This window comes from Erwinia sp. LJJL01 (genome assembly GCF_047300805.2).
Lineage (GTDB): Bacteria > Pseudomonadota > Gammaproteobacteria > Enterobacterales > Enterobacteriaceae > Erwinia > Erwinia aphidicola.
In genome coordinates, this window is record NZ_CP178576.1 from 4371872 (window position 1) to 4390567 (window position 18696).

The 18696-nt window shown below is 59.9% G+C and carries 17 protein-coding genes; 11 read left to right on the forward strand and 6 right to left on the reverse strand.

Going from position 1 to position 18696, the window contains the following annotated elements; all coding sequences use genetic code 11:
* Positions 1 to 124 precede the first annotated feature (124 nt).
* The gene (locus ACLI4M_RS21420) at positions 125 to 1108 is read right to left on the reverse strand and encodes an arabinose ABC transporter substrate-binding protein (protein ID WP_048916101.1); all 984 of its coding nucleotides are present in this window, start codon (positions 1106 to 1108) and stop codon (positions 125 to 127) included.
* A gap of 372 nt (positions 1109 to 1480) precedes the next feature.
* Here ACLI4M_RS21420 and ACLI4M_RS21425 point away from each other — a divergent pair, with 372 nt between their 5' ends.
* Positions 1481 to 3169, forward strand: a complete 1689-nt coding sequence (locus tag ACLI4M_RS21425) for a ribulokinase (RefSeq protein WP_133623562.1) — start codon at positions 1481 to 1483, stop codon at positions 3167 to 3169.
* Between the two features lie 11 nt (positions 3170 to 3180).
* On the forward strand, positions 3181 to 4686 hold the full coding sequence (gene araA / locus ACLI4M_RS21430) for an L-arabinose isomerase (RefSeq protein WP_133623561.1): 1506 nt from the start codon (positions 3181 to 3183) through the stop codon (positions 4684 to 4686).
* Positions 4687 to 4878: 192 nt separating this feature from the next.
* Here the strand turns inward: araA and yjfF are convergent, their stop codons facing one another.
* From yjfF to ytfQ, 4 genes are read right to left on the reverse strand one after another with little or no spacing between them, the layout of a single operon-like run.
* The gene (gene yjfF / locus ACLI4M_RS21435) at positions 4879 to 5865 is read right to left on the reverse strand and encodes a galactofuranose ABC transporter, permease protein YjfF (RefSeq protein ID WP_133623560.1); all 987 of its coding nucleotides are present in this window, start codon (positions 5863 to 5865) and stop codon (positions 4879 to 4881) included.
* Positions 5858 to 6877: a galactofuranose ABC transporter, ATP-binding protein YtfT gene (gene ytfT / locus ACLI4M_RS21440; RefSeq protein WP_133623559.1), complete on the reverse strand. Its 1020-nt coding sequence runs from the start codon at positions 6875 to 6877 to the stop codon at positions 5858 to 5860. The genes yjfF and ytfT overlap by 8 nt, the downstream gene beginning before the upstream one ends.
* Positions 6870 to 8393, reverse strand: coding sequence for a galactofuranose ABC transporter, ATP-binding protein YtfR (ytfR, locus tag ACLI4M_RS21445; RefSeq protein WP_133623558.1), 1524 nt, complete (start codon positions 8391 to 8393; stop codon positions 6870 to 6872). The genes ytfT and ytfR overlap by 8 nt, the downstream gene beginning before the upstream one ends.
* A gap of 50 nt (positions 8394 to 8443) precedes the next feature.
* A complete protein-coding gene (gene ytfQ / locus ACLI4M_RS21450) occupies positions 8444 to 9400 on the reverse strand; it encodes a galactofuranose ABC transporter, galactofuranose-binding protein YtfQ (protein ID WP_048916107.1) in 957 nt (318 codons plus the stop codon).
* Between the two features lie 592 nt (positions 9401 to 9992).
* Between ytfQ and ydgT the strand changes: the two genes are divergently transcribed.
* From ydgT to nth, 9 genes are all read left to right on the forward strand, one after another.
* Positions 9993 to 10208, forward strand: coding sequence for a transcription modulator YdgT (ydgT, locus tag ACLI4M_RS21455; protein ID WP_048916113.1), 216 nt, complete (start codon positions 9993 to 9995; stop codon positions 10206 to 10208).
* Positions 10209 to 10339: 131 nt separating this feature from the next.
* Positions 10340 to 10780 (forward strand): DUF2569 domain-containing protein, encoded by a 441-nt coding sequence (locus tag ACLI4M_RS21460; RefSeq protein WP_133623557.1) that lies wholly within the window; start codon positions 10340 to 10342, stop codon positions 10778 to 10780.
* A 126-nt stretch (positions 10781 to 10906) separates the two neighbouring features.
* Positions 10907 to 11488 carry an electron transport complex subunit RsxA gene (gene rsxA / locus ACLI4M_RS21465; protein ID WP_133623556.1) on the forward strand — a complete coding sequence of 194 codons (582 nt, stop codon included), beginning with the start codon at positions 10907 to 10909 and terminating at the stop codon, positions 11486 to 11488.
* On the forward strand, positions 11488 to 12063 hold the full coding sequence (gene rsxB, locus ACLI4M_RS21470; protein ID WP_048916110.1) for an electron transport complex subunit RsxB: 576 nt from the start codon (positions 11488 to 11490) through the stop codon (positions 12061 to 12063). The genes rsxA and rsxB overlap by 1 nt, the downstream gene beginning before the upstream one ends.
* Complete coding sequence (gene rsxC / locus ACLI4M_RS21475) at positions 12056 to 14269, forward strand: electron transport complex subunit RsxC (RefSeq protein WP_133623555.1); 2214 nt, start codon at positions 12056 to 12058, stop codon at positions 14267 to 14269. The genes rsxB and rsxC overlap by 8 nt, the downstream gene beginning before the upstream one ends.
* Entirely contained in the window at positions 14270 to 15331 is a 1062-nt protein-coding gene (gene rsxD / locus ACLI4M_RS21480) for an electron transport complex subunit RsxD (protein WP_133623554.1), read from the forward strand. It begins immediately after the preceding gene.
* Positions 15331 to 15963: an electron transport complex subunit RsxG gene (gene rsxG, locus ACLI4M_RS21485; RefSeq protein ID WP_133625063.1), complete on the forward strand. Its 633-nt coding sequence runs from the start codon at positions 15331 to 15333 to the stop codon at positions 15961 to 15963. The genes rsxD and rsxG overlap by 1 nt, the downstream gene beginning before the upstream one ends.
* A complete protein-coding gene (locus ACLI4M_RS21490) occupies positions 15956 to 16654 on the forward strand; it encodes an electron transport complex subunit E (RefSeq protein ID WP_133623553.1) in 699 nt (232 codons plus the stop codon). Before rsxG ends, ACLI4M_RS21490 begins: the two co-directional genes overlap by 8 nt.
* Complete coding sequence (gene nth, locus ACLI4M_RS21495) at positions 16651 to 17286, forward strand: endonuclease III (RefSeq protein WP_133623552.1); 636 nt, start codon at positions 16651 to 16653, stop codon at positions 17284 to 17286. The genes ACLI4M_RS21490 and nth overlap by 4 nt, the downstream gene beginning before the upstream one ends.
* Before the next feature lie 36 nt (positions 17287 to 17322).
* On the opposite strand, the gene ACLI4M_RS21500 is transcribed toward nth, so the two are convergent.
* A complete protein-coding gene (locus tag ACLI4M_RS21500; RefSeq protein WP_133623551.1) occupies positions 17323 to 18660 on the reverse strand; it encodes a VasL domain-containing protein in 1338 nt (445 codons plus the stop codon).
* Positions 18661 to 18696 lie beyond the last annotated feature (36 nt).

Sequence of the window (18696 nt, forward strand, 5' to 3'; positions counted from 1 at the left end):
AGGGTCCGCCCCTACAGCATTCTGAGCCGCTGAAGCCGAACTTTTGGTTTCGATCGGCCCGCGGTTCGCCCCATCACCCTGGATGAACCGTAGGGGTCGGGCATGCCCGACCCGGTGTCACTGATTACATCAGCCCTTTCTTCGCCAGTTCGGCTTTGAAGTTATCGCGGGTTATCAGTACCACGTCGGTCACTTCGGTGAACTTGGCAGGCTCGGTGCCGTTGGTCACCCAGTCATGCAGCATCTTGATACTGCGGTAGCCGTGCACGTCCGGGCTTGGCAGCAGAGAGCCGTAGAAGCCGGTCGCGGCACCTTTCGACAGTTCGCTTACCGCATCCACGCCGTTAATCCCGATGCCAATGACGTCGGCCGCCTTAAAGCCCTGACCTTCGGTGGCGCGCACGCCGCCCAGCACGGTGTTGTCGTTCATACCAACGATCAGCCAGTGTTTCACCTCCGGATGCTGCACCAGCAGGGAGTTACCGGCATCAAACGCGCCGGGAATATCGTTGGATTTGGTTGGGATCTGATAAATCTGTTTTTCCGGGAATCCAGCAGCCTTCAGCGCATCCATCGACCCGCCGGTGCGGCGACGGGCGGTATCCAGCTCGTTGGCGGTGATCGCCATTACCGCAGTCTCTTTCGCATCCCAGCCGCGTTTCTGCATCTCTTTGTACAGCTCCTGCCCCTGGCGCTCGCCGATTTTGGTTGCGGCCATCATCACCAGCGGCACGCTATCCATCGGTTTACCTTTGGCGGTGACGAACTGGTCATCAACGGCGATCACCTTCAGGTCATAGCTGCGCGCTTTCGCGACAATGGCGGAGCCCAGTTTTGGGTCCGGCGTACAGATAACGAACCCTTTCGCGCCGCTGGCGGCCAGGCTGTCGATGGCGTTCAGGGTTTTCTCACCGTCCGGCACGGCGATTTTAATCACCTCAAAGCCCATCTCTTTACCGGCCTTATCGGCGAATTTCCATTCGGTCTGGAACCACGGCTCTTCCGGCTGCTTCACCAGAAAACCGAGTTTCATGGTCTCCGCCATAGCGGATTGTGACATAACGGCGGCGAGGCCAATCGCGGCCAGCGCTTGAGTGAATTTGTGCATGAGGCTCTCCGGCTCAGTGCCCGCTTTACGCGGGTTTGTGTAAACGGTAACAATCGGATGTTCATAAATTTAAAAGCTGCTATTCAATACCTTACCTGAGCACTGACGGCGTAACAGTGACGGTAGTGCGCTAGTTTTACCCGCATGCAAGGGAAAATTTGTAGAGCGCTATCACACCCTGAAATTACAGTCGTTTTGTCCATCTATTCAGCCAGTTTAACCGTCACGCAACATTTGAAGCTCATCACATAACCCCCGCTGATGGCAGAAAAGTGCATATTTGCAGCCAGCCGCACCTAACGTGATTGCCGCGAGCTTTCCAGGATAGAGGGACATGAAAAAAGCCTGTTCTGAAAATAACGGAGAACAACTATGCATAAGGGTGCGATTACCCTCGGTCTGGATTTTGGCAGCGATTCGGTGCGGGCACTGGCAGTGGAGTGCGCCAGCGGACGCGAGCTGTTTAAGCAGGTCGTGGCCTACCCACGCTGGAAGGCCGGGCACTACTGTATGCCGGCGCACAACCAGTTCCGCCATCACCCACAGGACTATATTGACGCGCTGGAGCAGGCTATACGTGACGTTGTCACGCAGATGACGCCCGAGCAGCGCCAGAGTGTGGTGGGCATCGGCGTCGATTCTACCGGCTCCACCCCTGCGCCAATCGATCGCGAAGGCCGGGTGCTGGCGCTGCGCCCGGAGTTTGCTGATAACCCTAACGCCATGTTCGTGCTGTGGAAGGACCACACCGCCATTGAAGAGGCCGAGGCGATTACCCGGCTGTGCCACAGCGGCGAATATCAGGACTATTCACGCTTTATCGGCGGCATTTACTCCTCTGAATGGTTCTGGGCCAAAATCCTGCACGTCAGCCGCAGCGATGCGGCAGTGCGTGAGGCGGCAGTCTCCTGGGTGGAGCTGTGCGACTGGGTACCGGCGCTGCTGAGCGGCACCACTGCCCCGGCAGAGCTGAAGCGCGGGCGCTGCGCCGCCGGGCATAAATCGCTGTGGCACCCGCTTTGGCAGGGTTTACCGGACGCGCAGTTTCTTAACGCGCTCGACCCGCTGCTGACCCGCGACCTCGATCACCCGCTGTTTCACGATACCTTCACTGCCGAGCTCCCCGTGGGCGTGCTGAGCGCAGAATGGGCCGAACGGCTCGGCCTGCCTGGCAGTGTCACTATTTCCGGCGGTGCGTTTGACTGCCATATGGGCGCGGTTGGGGCCGGGGCACAGCCCTACACGCTGGTGAAAGTGATCGGCACCTCGACCTGCGACATCCTGATCGCCGATGCTGAGCGCGTCGCCGACCGGGCAATCAAAGGCATCTGCGGCCAGGTCGACGGCAGCGTGATGCCGGGAATGATCGGGCTGGAGGCCGGACAGTCGGCGTTTGGCGATATGTATGCCTGGTTCAGCCGCCTGTTGAGCTGGCCGCTGGTGCAGGCCGCTCAGCAACAGCCTGAACTCAGACCGCAGCTGGAAGCGATGCAAAACGATCTGCTGCAGCAGCTCACCGCGGCCTGGGCCGCCGACCCGCAGCTTGACCATCTGCCGGTGGTGCTTGACTGGTTTAACGGCCGCCGCACGCCGTTCGCCAACCAGCGCCTGAAAGGGGTGATTACCGACCTGAATCTCGGCACCGATGCGCCCACGCTGTTCGGCGGGTTTATCGCCGCCACCGCCTTTGGCGCCCGCGCCATTATGGAGTGCTTTGAACAGCAGGATATCCCGGTGCAGCAGGTGCTGGCACTGGGCGGCATTGCGCGCAAATCGCCGGTCATCATGCAGGTGTGCTGCGATGTGATGAACCGCCCGCTGGATATCGTCGCCTCCGACGAGTGCTGTGCGCTCGGCGCGGCGATTTTTGCCGCCGTCGCCGCCGGCGTTTATCCCGACATTCCGAGCGCGCAGGCCCAGATGGCCAGCCCGCTGGCGCAGACCCTGCAGCCCGATCCGCAGCGCGTGGCCCGTTTCCAGCAGCTTTATCAGCGTTACCTTCAGTGGTGTGAATGCGCTGAGCCGCAGTTTGCCCCATCAACCTCTTCGTCAGCTAGTTAAGGAACCGTTTTATGACACAGTTAAACGCCCAGAGCGTATGGTTTGTGATTGGTACGCAGCATCTGTACGGTGCGGAAACCCTGCGCCAGGTGGAGCAGCACGGCCAGCAGGTGGTCGAGGGCCTGAATCGTGCCGGGATTCTGCCCTTTACACTCCAGCTCAAGCCGCTGGTAAAAACCCCCGATGAAGCGCTGGCCCTGTGCCGCGAGGCCAATCACGATCTTGGCTGCTTAGGGATCGTTACCTGGCTGCACACCTTCTCCCCGGCCAAGATGTGGATTGGCGGGCTGAGCGTGCTGAACAAGCCACTGCTGCAGCTGCATACCCAGTTCAACGCGGAAATTCCGTGGGACAGCATGGATATGGACTTTATGAACCTGAACCAGACCGCGCACGGCGGCCGCGAGTTCGGTTTTATCGGCGCGCGCATGCGCCTGCCGCATCAGGTGGTGACCGGCCACTGGCAGGATCGAACCACCCAGCAGCGTATCGGCCAGTGGATGCGCGGTGCCGCCGCGCTGCAGGCCAGCCAGCAGCTGAAGGTGGCGCGCTTTGGCGACAATATGCGCGAAGTGGCGGTGACCGAGGGTGATAAAGTCGCGGCGCAGATCCAGTTTGGCTACGCGGTGAATGGCTGGGGCGTTGGCGATTTGGTCGAGGTGATCAACCAGGTGAGCGATGGCGACGTCAGCACGCTGATTGACGAATACGAGAGCCAGTATGAATTTTCCGCTGCGGCGGCGATCGGCGGCGATAAGCGGCAGAACGTGCTTGATGCGGCGCGGATAGAGCTGGGGATTAAACGCTTCCTTGATGCCGAGGGCTGCCGCGCCTTCACCACTAACTTCCAGACGCTGCACGGCATGACGCAGCTGCCGGGGCTGGCGGTGCAGCGCCTGATGCAGCAGGGCTACGGCTTCGCCGGAGAAGGCGACTGGAAAACCGCCGCCCTGCTGCACATCTTCAAAGTCATGGCGGGCAGCCAGCCGGGCGGGACGTCCTTTATGGAGGATTACACCTACCACTTCGCGCCGGGTAACGACCTGGTGCTCGGTTCACATATGCTGGAAGTGTGCCCGACCATCGCGCATGAAGCTAAACCGCTGCTCGACGTGCAGCCGCTGGGCATCGGCGGCAAGGCTGACCCGGCGCGCCTGATCTTCTCGGCACCTGCCGGGCGTGCGGTAAATGCCAGCGTGATTGATATGGGCGACCGCTTCCGCCTGCTGGTCAACGTGGTGGATACCATTGAACAGCCGCAGGCGCTGCCTAAGCTGCCGGTGGCGCGTGCGCTGTGGCGTGCGCAGCCGTCGCTGGCTACCGCGTCAGAGGCGTGGATCCTCGGCGGCGGCGCGCACCACACGGTGTTCAGCCAGGCGCTGACGGTGGAGGATATGCGCCTGTATGCCGAGCTGAATGGCATCGAGGCGCTGGTGATTGACGAAGAGACCACGCTGCACGGCTTCCGCGATGCACTGCGCTGGAACGAGGCGTATTACCGTCTGAATCAGCGGTAATCCTGCAGGCAGGAAACAACAAGGGCGGCCCCATAAACAGGTCCGCCCTTTTATTTTGCACCTTCCGGCTGACCGGAAAAGAGGGTCAGCCGCTACAGGGTCCGGGTAGGTCAGCCGCTACAATGTCCGGGTGGGTCAGCCGCTACAGGGTCTGTAGGGGTCGACCCTCTTTTTCGGTCGACCCTTTTTTTCTCACGATATCAACCGCTTCACTGGCGCATTCTGCTGGCGATCCCACATCACGGTCAGCAGGCGTTGCAGGGCAATAAAGGCGAACAGCAGGACGCCGATGGCGATCTTGGTCCACCACGAGCTGAGCGTACCGTCGAAGTTAATCCATGTCTGGATCAGCCCCTGAATCAGCACGCCGAACAGCGTCCCCAGCACGGTGCCAACGCCGCCGGAGAGCAGCGTGCCGCCAATCACCACCGAGGCAATGGCATCCAGCTCCACGCCCATCCCCGCCAGCGCATAGCCCGCCGAGGTGTAGATTGAAAAGACGATGCCCGCCAGCGTCGCCAGGCCGGATGAGAGCATATAAATGCGTACCGTGGTGCTGCGCGTCGAAATGCCCATCAGCTGCGCCGAGGTGGCGTTGCCGCCAATGGCATACACCTGATTACCGAAGCGGCTGCGGTGCGCCAGCAGGATGCCAAAGGCCACCACCACCAGCATGATCACCGCCAGCAGGCTGAGCCGCCCGCCGCCGGGAATTTTCCACGCCATCGACGACAGCGTGGCATACAGCGGATGGTCGATCGGCAGCGAGCTTTCCGCCACCAGATAGCTGCTGCCGCGCAGGAAGAACATCCCCGCCAGGGTGATAATAAACGCCGGGATTTTCAGCGCGTCGATCAGCCAGCCCATAAAAGCGCCAAACGCCGAGCCCATCACCATCACCAGCGCAAACGCCAGCCACGGATCGAGGTGGAAATCACCAATCGCGCGGGCGAGAAACACCCCGGTAAAGGCGATCACCGCGCCGACCGACAGATCGATACCGCCGGAGAGGATCACAAAAGTCATCCCAACCGCAATAATGCCGAGGAAGGCGTTATCGGTAAGGATATTGGCGATTACCCGCGTTGAGGCGAAGCCGGGAAACTGACTGAGGCAGAACAGGTAGCCCGCTACAAATACCAGCAGGGTAATCATTAACGGCAGATGACGTTTAATCACGGCGGCGCCCTCGTTTAAACAGTTGAATAAAGCGCGGCGACTGCAGCAGCAGCACCACCATCACCACCACCGCTTTGACCACCTGGTTCAGCTCCGGCGGGAAGCCGGAGAGCAAAATCCCGGTGTTCATCGCCTGTATAATCAGCGCGCCAATCAGCGACAGCAGCAGATTAAAGCGGCCGCCCATCAGCGACGCCCCGCCAATCACCACCGCCAGAATCGCATCCAGCTCCAGCCACAGCCCGGCGTTGTTGGCATCGGCACCGCGAATATCCGCCGCGACGATCAGCCCGGCCACTGCCGCGCACAGGCCGCTCAGCAGATAGGTACTCATCACGACCAGCCAGCCGTTCACCCCGGCATTGCGCGCGGCGCGCAGGTTGATGCCGACGGCCTCGATAAACATCCCCAGCGCGGTTTTGCGCGTCAGCAGCCAGACCAGCAGCGCCAGCGCCAGGGTGATCCACATCGGCACCGGAAACAGCAGCAGCGTGCCGCTGCCAAGCTGCGCCAGCGAGTCGCTGTTAAAAGTGACTATCTGCCCCTGGGTGATCAGCTGCGCGATGCCGCGCCCCGCCACCATCAGGATCAGCGTGGCGACAAACGGCTGGATCTTCAGCAGCGCCACCAGCACGCCGTTCCACAGGCCGCACAGCAGGCCGCTGCCCAGCGTCACCAGAATAATCACCGGCAGGCTGTGCCCGGCCACGGTCAGCGTCGCCGCCGTGGCTCCGGCTATCGCCATCACCGCCCCGACCGACAGATCTATCCCGCCGGTGGCGATCACCAGCGTCATCCCTATCGCCAGAATCGCCACCGGCGCAGCGCGGTTAAGGATATCTATCGGGCTGCCGAACAGCCGACCATCCTGCACGTGAATAGCAAAGAAGTTATTGGCCACCAGGCTGTCGATCAGCAGCACCAGCAGCAGCGCGCCAATCTGCGGCAGGCCCGGCGGCAGTTTACGTTTCAGCATCGGCGGTTTCCCCGTCAATAAGTGGGAATCAGGCATGTTGCTCCCCTCCCGCCGCAATGGCGTTAACAATGGAGGCAACGGAGAGCTGCTCCAGCGGAATCTCCGCCACCTGCTGGCGATCGCGCAGGATCAGCACGCGGTCGGCGTAGCCCACCAGCTCTTCCAGCTCGGAGGAGATCACCAGCAGCGCCAGGCCGTCGGCACACAGGGTCTCAATCAGGCGGATGATTTCGGCGTGGGCGCCAACATCAATGCCGCGCGTCGGTTCATCAAGGATCAGAAACTGCGGTTTGGTCACCAGCCAGCGCGACAGCAGTACTTTCTGCTGATTGCCGCCGGAGAGCAGCTCAACCGGCTGATCGGCGTCCGGAGTGCGAATGCCAAGGCTCTTGATATAGCGGTCGGCCACCTGCTGCTGTTCGCGGCGTGGGATGGGCCGCAGCCAGCCGCGCTGCGCCTGCAGAGCCAGAATGATATTTTCCCGCACCGAAGCGGCACCGATAATACCGTCGGTTTTGCGGTCTTCCGGGCAGAAGCCCATGCCGAGGCGAGACGCCTGCGCCGGGGAGCGAATGGTTTTGGCTTTACCCTTGATAAAGGCGCTGCCGCTGTCGGCACGCTTAATGCCGAACAGCAGCTCGGCGGTTTCGGTACGCCCGGAACCCAGCAGGCCAGCCAGCCCGACCGCTTCGCCCGGTCGCACGCTCAGGCTGAACGGCTCGATGGTGCCTTTCTTGCCGTAATTTTTAAATTCCACCACCGGCTGATTGCTTTTCAGCGTGCTGCCCGCGCGCTGCAGCGCGGTTTCCAGCAGCTCACGGCCGAGCATCAGTTTGATCAGCTCAATCTGCGGCAGGGAATGGGTATCGCGCGTGGCAATAAACTGCCCGTTGCGCAGCACCGTAATACGGTCGGTGACGCGGTAAACCTGGTCGAGAAAGTGGGTGACAAACACCAGGCTCATCCCCTTTGCCTTCAGCTGTCTCATCAGCGTGAACAGCATCTCGACTTCGCTGGCGTCCAGGCTGGCGGTGGGTTCATCGAGGATCAGCACCTGAGCGGAGAGATCCACGGCGCGGCAGATAGCAATGATCTGCTGCATTGCCACCGAGTACTGGCCCAGCGGGCGGGTGACATCCAGCTCGAAGCCGTAGTCGTTAAGTAATTTCACCGCGCGCTGGTTTAGCGTTTTACGGTCTATCAGGCCAAAACGTTTCGGTTCACGCCCGATAAACAGATTATCGGCAACCGACATATTCGGCAGCAGGTTCACTTCCTGATACACCGTGCCGATGCCCAGCTGCTGTGCCTCGGCGGTATTGCGCGGATTGATCGGGTTGCCGGAGAGGGTAATGGTGCCAGCATCGCGCTGATAAACGCCGGTCAACACTTTAATCAGGGTCGATTTCCCGGCCCCGTTTTCCCCCAGCAGCGCCATGATTTCACCGGGACGCAGGTCGAAAGAGACATTATCCAGCGCCCGCACGCCGGGAAAGGACTTACTGACGCCGCTAATGGCAAGCAGCGGCGGTGGAGAGGAGTCGATGGTCATACGCGTGCCTCACGCCATGAAAAAAGCCGCCCTCAAGGGCGGCCCGGGGATCAGTAACCCATACCTTTTTTCTTATCCAGCTGGGCCTGGGCATCAGCAGGAAGGAAAAGTTTCGATTCGGTTTTGATGATCTTCGGCGGCATGGTGCCGTCTTTTTTAAGTTTTTCCAGCGCGTCGAAAGCCGGGCCGGCCATATTTGGCGTCAGCTCGACGTTGGCATTGGCTTCACCTGCCAGCATCGCTTTATAAATATCCGGCACGCCGTCAATGGAGCCGGTGAGAATATCTTTACCCGGTTTCAGACCGGCCTCTTTAATCGCCTGAATGGCACCGATAGCCATATCATCGTTATGGGCGTAAACCATGCAGATGTTTTTACCGTTGTTCTCTGCCTTGATGAAACTCTCCATCACCTCTTTACCCTTGCTGCGGGTAAAATCGCCGGACTGCGAACGGATCACTTTAATATTTGGCGTGTTGGCAATCGCTTCAGCGAAGCCCTTCTTACGGTCAATCGCCACGCTGGCGCCGACGGTACCCTGAAGCTCAACCACGTTACACGGCTTGCCCGCCTGCTGTTTCACCAGCCAGTCACCGATTAGCTTACCTTCATAGACGTTGTCGGCGGTGACGACCGCCTGATACAGCGATTTATCTTTGACCACGATAGCGCGGTCCAGCAGGAATACCGGGATTTTGGCATCTTTCGCTTCTTCAAGCACCGGCTCCCAGCCGGTCTGGACTACCGGAGCAATGAAGATGGCATCCACGCCCTGGGCGATAAACGAACGCACTGCCTTGATCTGGTTCTCCTGTTTTTGCTGCCCGTCGGCGATTTTCAGCGTGATACCGCGCTTTTGCGCTTCACTTTTCGCCACGCTGGTCTCTGCGGCTCGCCAGCCCGATTCCGAGCCAACCTGAGAGAAACCAACAGTCATGGATTCAGCCAGCGCTGGAGCCGCCAGGCTGGCACTGATGAGGGTGGATAAGAGTAAACGCTTCCACATGATCATTTTTCCTCTGATGGGATTTTATCAAATAGGGTTAAGAGCCACTTAAGCCTGTACTATTCACCAAAAAACATTTTCGACAATGCTCACAAAACGCAACAAAACAAATGGCTTACGCCAACCCCGCGCCCCAGGCCTTAGCGGGCCGATATGGAAAAATCACGCAGTGGGCGCCAAATTGAGGTTAAATAACTGTAATAAACAGAAGCGTTTGCGCCGCAATCATTTGGAAGCGATTACAATACCGCGTGCAGTTCTGTCGCCGCCGTGCGGCGCGGTTGCGACGTCGGGTAAAGTGTGGATTTGTGAGCTGTTACACAGTTTGCTAAATTCCGGCAAAACGCTGGCTTGCAGCCGGGCGATGTGAGTCGGTGACAGGAAGTGGATAGCGGCGCGCAATAAAATGAACCTAAATACCACTAAATCAATAAGCGGTATAAAAATTCCTAGAAAACTCTTAAAAAATCTATTTCAGCCCCGAATATCTTCATCATTAGTCTGAATTTACCTATTTCATCGCGAACTTTCTGGACTCTTTTTTACCAAATAATATACTTATCACTCACTATTCCGTTCGCAAATGGCCAATATGACCGCTCAAGACTATTTGTTAAAATTTCGCAAAGTTAATTCCCTGGAAACTCTGGAAAAACTCTTCGACCATCTCAACTATTCCCTTAACGATGATGGTGAAATTATTCAGATGTACCGCGCTGCCGATCACCGTCGCGCAGAGCTGGTTTCCGGCGGTCGCCTGTTTGACCTTGGACGCGTGCCAAAAACCGTCTGGCGCTACGTCGTTTAAGGTTCCAGTTCGCTCTGGTTAATGACCTGGCGCATGAAGTTCCGTATAATCCTTTTCTGATATGAGGTGTATCCTGACGGTGCACCTTTTGCCTTGATGGCAGAGTTTGCTGACTGGATAAGGATGAATAAGTGGCTGTTGATACTAAACCGCGCCTGGCAGGCTGGCTGCTGGTGCCGCTGGCATGGCTGATCATGACCTTGCTGACCAGCGCGCTGGTGATGGCAATGTATTTAAGCGCCCTGCTCGACCCGGCGATGCGTAACGCGCTGTTCAGCCATGAAAGCAACGCATTATGGCAGTGGGGAGCCTCGCTGCTGACCTCTACCGTAGTCTGGTGCTACAGTGCCTGGGTGACGTGGATTTTCTGTCAACGCTCGCGTCGGCTGCCGCGCCACTACATTTTGTGGCTGCTACTCACCGTGCTGCTGGCGGTGAAGACTTTTGCCTTCTCTCCGGTGGCCGATGGTGCGGCAATTCGGACTTTACTGATCGCCCTGCTGGCGGCAGCGATACTGGTGCCTTATTTCAAGCGTTCTCAACGCGTTAAGAGCACGTTCATCGAGCCGTGATGGTGAAATAAACGTCAAGAATTTAATCCTGAGTGCGCTGGCGTCGGACACCCGCCGCGCAACGGTTGTGATGGCGTAGCCAATATCCGATAATGTGCTGCTTTTGACTTTTCTTCAGGCGTAATAATGACCGAATACCTGCTTCTCTTTATTGGCACAGTACTGGTGAATAACTTCGTCCTGGTGAAGTTTCTCGGCCTCTGTCCCTTCATGGGCGTTTCCAAAAAACTGGAAACGGCAATTGGCATGGGACTCGCCACCACCTTTGTTATTACCCTGGCCTCTATCTGTGCCTGGCTGGTCAACCACCTGATCCTGCTGCCGCTCGATCTGGTCTATCTGCGTACCATGGCCTATATCCTGGTGATTGCCGTGGTCGTGCAGTTCACCGAAATGGTGGTGCGTAAAACCAGCCCTGACCTCTACCGCCTGCTGGGTATTTTCCTGCCGCTGATCACCACCAACTGTGCGGTGCTCGGCGTGCCGCTGCTCAGCGTCAACCTGAATCACACTTTCCTGCAGGCCGCACTGTTCGGCTTCAGCGCCTCTATCGGCTTTTCGCTGTTGATGGTGCTGTTCGCCGGGATCCGCGAGCGCCTGGTGCTGGCCGATGTGCCCGCACCGTTTAAAGGCTCGTCTATTGCACTGGTGACCGCCGGCCTGATGGCGCTGGCGTTTATGGGCTTTACCGGACTGGTGAAGTTCTGATGAGTGCGATTTGGATTGCTGTTTTGGTACTCAGCGCACTTAGCCTGGTGTTGGGCGGTCTGCTGGGCTACGCCTCGCGCCGCTTCGAAGTGGAAGAAGACCCGATTGTCGAGCAGATAGACGCTATTTTGCCGCAGAGCCAGTGCGGCCAGTGCGGCTACCCCGGCTGCCGTCCGTATGCCGACGCGGTGGGTAATAACGGTGAGCTGATTAACAAATGCGCCCCCGGCGGCGAGCAGACCATGCTGAAACTGGCAGCGCTGCTGAACGTCGACCCGCAGCCGCTGGGTGAAGAGGCCGCATTGGAGCCAGAGCGCAAAGTGGCGTGGATTGACGAAGCCAACTGCATCGGCTGCACCAAGTGCATTCAGGCCTGCCCGGTGGATGCAATTGTCGGCGCCACCCGCGCGATGCACACCGTGCTGAGCGATGTCTGTACCGGCTGCGACCTGTGCGTTGCTCCCTGCCCGACCGACTGCATTGAAATGCGTCCGGTTGCTACCACTACTGCCAACTGGAAATGGGATCTGCAAACCATTCCGGTGCGGGTGATCACTGTAGAAAGTCATGCTTAATCTGCTCAACTACTTTAAAAAAGATCGGCTTTGGGACTTTGAAGGTGGCATTCATCCACCGGAGATGAAGACCCAGTCAAACGGCACGCCGCTGCGCCAGCTGCCGCTGCCCGCCCAGTTTATTCTGCCGCTGAAACAGCATATCGGTAACGAAGGCGAGATCTGCGTGCGCCCCGGCGACGCTGTCCTGCGCGGCCAGGCGCTGACCTTTGGCAATGGCCGTATGCTGCCAATCCACGCGCCAAGCTCCGGCACCGTGAGCAAAATCGCCCCGCATATGACTGCGCATCCGTCCGCGCTGGCGGAGATGTGCATCTTTATCACCCCGGACGGCGAAGACCGCTGGATTGATAAGCAGACGCTGAGCGACTATCGCAGCCTTGACCGCCAGGAGGTGGTGCGCCGCGTGCATCAGGCTGGCGTTGCCGGGCTGGGCGGCGCGGGCTTCCCCACCGCCACCAAGCTGAAGGGCGGGCTGCGCGGGGTCAATACCCTGATTATCAATGGCGCCGAGTGCGAGCCTTATATCACCGCCGACGATCGCCTGATGCAGGACTGCGCCGCAGAAGTGCTGGAAGGCTGCCGCATTCTGGCGTGGACGCTGCAGGCGGAGCGCACCCTGATCGGCATTGAAGATAACAAACCGGAAGCGATTGCCGCGCTGAAAGCCGCCCTGGGCAGCGCGCGCGATATGGAGATCCGCGTCATCCCCACCAAATATCCTTCCGGTGGTGCCAAACAGCTGACTAAAATTCTCACCGGTAAAGAGGTGCCGCACGGCGGGCGCTCTACCGATATCGGCGTGCTGATGCAGAACGTCGGCACCGCCTATGCCGTTAAGCGCGCGATTATTGACGGCGAGCCGCTTACTGAACGCGTTATTACCCTGACCGGTGAGTCGGTGCGCCAGCCTGGCAACGTCTGGGGCCGCCTCGGCACGCCGATCAGCCATCTGCTGCATCACGCCGATTTCGCGCCGGGTGCCGAACAGATGGTGGTGATGGGTGGCCCGCTGATGGGCTTCACCCTGCCGACGCTGGATGTGCCGGTGGTGAAAATCACCAACTGTATTCTCGCACCCGCCGCCTCTGAGATGGGCCACAACGAGCCGGAGCAGGGCTGCATCCGCTGCAGCGCCTGCGCCGACGCCTGCCCGGCCGCCCTGCTGCCGCAGCAGCTTTACTGGTACAGCCGCGGCGGCGATCACGATAAAGCGCGCGAGCATAATATCGCAGACTGCATTGAGTGCGGCGCCTGTGCTTATGTCTGCCCGAGTAATATCCCGCTGGTGCAGTATTACCGCCAGGAGAAGGCCGAGATTCAGGCTATCGATCTGGAAGCCGAGCGTACTGCCCTGGCCAAGGCGCGTTTTGAAGCGCGTCAACAGCGCCTGGAGCGGGAAAAAGCGGCGCGTGAAGCGAAGCACCAGCAGGCCAAACGCAGCGTGGCTATCACCGACGCCGATGCGCTTAACGCCGCGCGCGAACGCGTGAAGGCGAAGCAGGCCGCCGCTGCCACAGCGGTCGATGACGATGCGGCGGCGGCGGCGCAGCGTACAGCCCGCCAGGCGGAAGCCCGCGCGCGCCAGGCTGAGCAACAGGCCAGCAGCGAACCGGTCACGCGCCAGGCCGCCGACCCGCGCAAAGCCGCCGTTGAAGCCGCGATTGCCCGCGCCAAAGCGAAGAAAGCCGAAGCCAGCACGGCCGTCGCTGAGCCGCCGGCGACCGCCGATACGCCGCCAGCCGCTGACCCGCGTAAAACGGCGGTGGAAGCGGCTATCGCCCGTGCCAAAGCGAAGAAAGCCGCGCAGGCCGCCGTTGCTGAACCGCAACCGGCTGCGGCAGAACAACCGGCACCTGCCGCTGACCCGCGCAAGGCGGCCATCGAAGCCGCTATCGCCCGCGCCAAGGCGAAGAAAGCCGCGCAGGCCGCCGTTGCTGAACCGCAACCGGCCGTGGCCGAACAACCGGCACCCGCCGCCGACCCGCGCAAGGCGGCAATTGAGGCCGCTATCGCCCGTGCCAAAGCGAAAAAAGCCGCGCAGGCCGCCGAAGCTCTGCCAGAAGTCACCCCTGAACAACCCGAACCCCGTCAGGAAGAGGCGCCCGCCGCCTCCCCTGAGGATGCACGTAAAGCGGCGGTGGCAGCGGCCATTGCACGCGTGAAAGCGCGTAAATCGCAGCAGCCGTCGACGCAAGAGGATTAAATGGCATTTCGTATTGCAAGCTCGCCCTACACTCATAACCGCCGCAGCACCAGCACCATTATGCTGCTGGTACTGCTGGCCGCCGTACCCGGCATGGCCGTGCAGTGCTGGTACTTTGGCTGGGGTAACCTGATCCAGGTGCTGATCGGCGCGGCTGCCGCTATTACGGCTGAAGCGGCTATTCTGCGGTTACGCAAGCTGCCGCTGGCGGAGACGCTGAAGGATAACTCCGCGCTGCTGACCGCCCTGCTGCTCGGCATTAGCATCCCGCCGCTGGCGCCGTGGTGGCTGATTGTTATCGGCACGCTGTTTGCGGTGATTATCTCCAAGCATCTTTACGGCGGCCTCGGCCAGAACCCGTTTAACCCGGCGATGGTCGGCTACGTGGTGCTGCTGATCTCCTTCCCGGTGCAGATGACCAGCTGGCTGCCGCCGGACGTGCTGCAGGGCATCAGCCCGACCTTTGGCGACACCCTGAGTATGATCTTCCATTTCCACACGCTTGACGGCCACAGCATGCAGCAGCTGCAGGTGGGGATCGACGGCATCAGCCAGGCGACGCCGCTCGACACCTTTAAAACCGGGCTGCGCGCCGGCCATTCGGCGGAAGAAGTGCGCGCAATGCCGATATACGGCGGCGTGCTGGCCGGCCTGGGCTGGCAGTGGGTCAACGTGGCGTTCCTGGCCGGGGGCATTTTCCTGCTGTGGACGCGCAGCATCCGCTGGCATATTCCGGTGAGCTTTATTGCCTCGCTGGCGTTCTGCGCCACGCTCGGCTGGCTGCTGTCACCGGACAGCCTGGTATCTCCGCTGGTGCATCTGTTCTCCGGGGCCACCATGCTGGGCGCATTCTTTATCGCCACCGACCCGGTGACCGCCTCCACCACCAATAAAGGCCGCCTGCTGTACGGCGTGCTGATTGGCCTGCTGGTATGGCTGATCCGCAGCTTTGGCGGCTATCCGGACGGCGTGGCATTTGCCGTGCTGCTGGCGAATATCTGCGTGCCGCTGATTGACTACTACACGCAGCCGCGCGTATACGGACACCGTAAGGGTAAATGATGCTGGACGCGATTCGTAAAAACGGCGTAACGCTGGCGGTGTTTGCCGCTATCACCACCGGCCTGACGGCGGTGATTAATGCGGTAACCAAGCCGACTATTGAACATCAGACCGCCGTCCAGCAGAAGATCCTGCTGGACCAGGTGGTGCCGCCCGAGCTGTATGATAATAAAATTCAGCAGGAGTGTTACGTTGTCACTGATCCGGCACTGGGCAACGGCAGCCCGCACCACCTCTATCTGGCGCGCAAGGGTGATAAACCCGTGGCAGCGGCGGTGGAAACTACCGCGCCTGACGGCTACTCTGGCAATATTCAGCTGATTGTCGGCGCCAGCTTTGATGGCACGGTGTACGGCACCCGCGTGGTGGAACATCATGAAACACCGGGTCTTGGCGACAAAATCGAGCTGCGAATTTCTGACTGGATCATGAGCTTTAACGGCAAAAAAGTGACCGGCGCGGATGACAGCCATTTCGCGGTGAAGAAAGACGGTGGCGACTTCGACCAGTTTACCGGCGCAACGATTACGCCGCGTGCGGTGGTCAATGCGGTGAAGCGCACAACGTTGTATATTGAAACCTTACCGGGGCAACTGTCCTCGTTGCCATCCTGTGGAGACGCCAATGAGTGAAGCAAAAACCCTGCTGGTCGGCGGGCTGTGGAAGAATAACTCCGCGCTGGTGCAGCTGCTGGGCCTCTGCCCGCTGCTGGCCGTGACTTCGACCGCTACCAACGCCCTCGGCCTTGGCCTGGCTACTACCCTGGTGCTGACCTGTACCAATAGCGCGATTTCTCTGTCGCGCCGCTGGGTGCCTTCTGAAATCCGTATTCCGATTTACGTGATGATTATCGCGGCGGTGGTGAGCTGCGTGCAGATGCTGATCAATGCTTATGCCTACGGCCTGTATCAGTCGTTGGGGATTTTTATCCCGCTGATCGTCACCAACTGTATTGTGGTCGGCCGCGCCGAAGCGGTGGCGTCCAAAAGCCGCGTCGGGCTGGCTGCGCTGGACGGGATGGCGATTGGCCTCGGCGCCACCAGCGTGATGGTGGTGCTGGGCTCTATCCGTGAAATTATCGGTAACGGCACCATCTTTAACGGCGCAGACCAGCTGCTTGGCCCGTGGGCAAAGGCGATGCGCATTGAAGTGGTGCATTTCGACTCACCAATGCTGCTGGCGATGCTGCCGCCGGGCGCGTTTATCGGCCTCGGCATGCTGCTGGCGGCAAAATATCTCATCGACAATAAAATGAAGCAGCGCGCCGCGCTGAAAGCAGAACAGGAGAGTGCTGCTATGCCGGAAGGAAAAACTGCGCAGTGAACAAGGATAAGCGTCACGAGATTCTGGTGCGGCTGCGGGACAATAACCCGCACCCCACCACCGAACTGAACTTCACTTCCCCGTTTGAACTACTGATTGCGGTGCTGCTCTCCGCGCAGGCCACCGACGTCAGCGTAAACAAAGCGATGGCCAAACTCTACCCGGTAGCTAATACGCCTGCGGCGATTCTGGCACTTGGCGTAGACGGGGTGAAGGAGTACATCAAAACCATCGGCCTGTTTAACAGCAAGGCCGAGAACGTGATCAAAACCTGCCGCATTCTGGTCGAGCAGCACGGCGGAGAAGTGCCGGAGAGCCGCGAGGCGCTGGAAGCGCTGCCGGGCGTCGGGCGCAAAACCGCTAACGTGGTGCTGAACACCGCCTTTGGCTGGCCAACCATCGCCGTCGATACCCATATTTTCCGCGTCTGCAACCGCACGCGCTTTGCGCCGGGTAACAACGTGGAACAGGTGGAAGAGAAGCTGCTGAAGGTGGTGCCGAAGGAGTTTAAGTTCGACTGCCACCACTGGTTTATCCTGCACGGTCGCTACACCTGCATTGCGCGTAAACCGCGCTGCGGCTCCTGCCTGATTGAAGATTTATGCGAGTTCCGCGAGAAAACGGAAGTATAAAAAAACCCGCCAACTGGCGGGTTTTTTGTTTCTGCTTCACTCCTGCTGCTGCTTTAGCAAAAAATAGCGCTTCTCTAACTGCTCCAGCGCCATCTCGGCCTGGCGGCGCTGAATATCCGACGGGTTAACCGAATAAAGACGCAGCTGCTCTTCTGCCGGGGTTGAACGGCTAAATGCCTGGGTGGCGTTGTACACCACCGATTTCAGCTCGCTGACGGTGATATATTTACCGCGCTGCCCGTCAAGGGCATTCAGCCTGGACGTCAGCTGCTGCAGATGCTCCATCCCCTGCTGCCAGCCGCCCATTGCCTCCTCCGGAAGCGCCGTGGCTTTAAGCTGCTGCTGCCACTCGGCGGCCATTTTGCCGACCGCAGCATCCTGCGGTTTAAACGCCTGGGCCTGGCGCACCAGCCGCTGCCCGTAATCAAATGACCAGTCCGGTGACAGCGTTATAAGCCACGCCAGCTGCTGTTCGGTGTGCTCGCGGATTTTTTCCGGCTGATAGTTTTGCCGCTTCAGGCTGTCGACCTGCTCCCCGGTAAGCGGCATTGCCAGGGGTGAAAGCGTGGCGGCAAGATGATCTATCAGCGGATCGGGGCGTTGCACAAGCTGCCATCCCCCTATTCCCGCAGCGCCCAGCACCAGCATGGTCACTACTCCGGCGGCAAACGGCTTCCAGCGGCTGGGCGGCGGCGGCGTCATGACCTCAATGTTCGCCTCGGGCTGGGGCTGGGCGATATAGACCCATTTTACGGCCGAAGGCGTCATCTCCACAGCCGGGTCGGCTGCACGCCGGGCGCTGGCGGGCAGCACCACATTCTGCTGCGCTGCGCAACTGTTTCCCGCCGCCGCCTCGCTGTTCTCCAGCCGCAGCGCGCTGCTGTGCATCAGTGCCGCCAGCGCGTCAAACTGGCTGAGATGGCGCAGCTCCAGGCGCTGTAACACCTCGTTCAGCCGGGTGAGCTGCTGCTCGGCGCGGTAAAGCTGGCTGAGATCGCTGTAGCCGATCGGCAGCGTGCGCATCATCTGCTGCACGCGGCGGCTGAGGCCGCTGAGGATCTCCACGCGCGCATGCACCTGCTGCGGCCACAGGTTGCCCCACTGGTGGCTGATTAACGCTTCGAGGATAGCCAGACCTTCGTTCAGGCCAGCAAGGCCGCCCAGCTGGGTGCGCGCCAGCGTATACCAGGCCGCCGTTTGCAGCTCAACGCCATTCTGCTCAAACAGCGAGAGGCTGAGTTTTTCCACGTAGTGCCAGTTCACGTCCGGGCGCGCCGGGTGGGACAGCTTGCCCAGCTCGTCGCGCAGCGCCGCGTAGTCCGGCAGCGTGCGTGGGTCGCCGCCGGTTTTCAGGTAACGTTCAGATATATTCATAAAAAGTTTCGATAATTATCAGAGAGGGGCGCCGCT